Origin of the sequence: Pseudomonas onubensis (genome assembly GCF_965653655.1) — a bacterium.
Lineage (GTDB): Bacteria > Pseudomonadota > Gammaproteobacteria > Pseudomonadales > Pseudomonadaceae > Aquipseudomonas.
On record NZ_CBFHAZ010000283.1, the window covers coordinates 1 to 445 of the forward strand.

The 445-nt window shown below is 54.8% G+C and carries 1 protein-coding gene; it reads right to left on the reverse strand.

What is annotated here, in order from left to right; translation table 11 throughout:
* Positions 1 to 445: MMPL family transporter (locus ACTD9P_RS29970; RefSeq protein ID WP_438870472.1), on the reverse strand; the 445-nt coding region annotated here is incomplete at both ends.

Below are 445 nucleotides of genomic sequence, written 5' to 3' on the forward strand. Positions count from 1 at the left end.
CGGTCAATCCGCAAAGCGCGACGATCACGGTCAGTCCCGCAAAAACGACGGCGCTGCCAGCCGTTCCCGCAGCCTTAGCGATCGATTCATTTTTTTGTACACCTTCGCCCAAAAACTGACGATGCTTCGTAAAGATAAACAGCGCATAATCAATCCCGACGGCCAGGCCGATCATTCCTGATAATGAGAGACTGACCGAGGCTATCGTAAAGATCTGTGTTCCGATTAACGTCAGCGCGACGCTTACGCCTAACCCGATCAGGGCTGTGACAATCGGCAGCCCCGCTATGACTAATGAACCAAACGTAATGGCCAGAACGACGAAAGCCAGCACAACGCCGACAATTTCAGAGACACCGCCGACTTCAACATCGGCTCCCGGCACATCGCCGCTGAGCTCCGTCTGCAGGCCCTTGTCTCCGGCGGCGGACAGACTGTGTTTAAT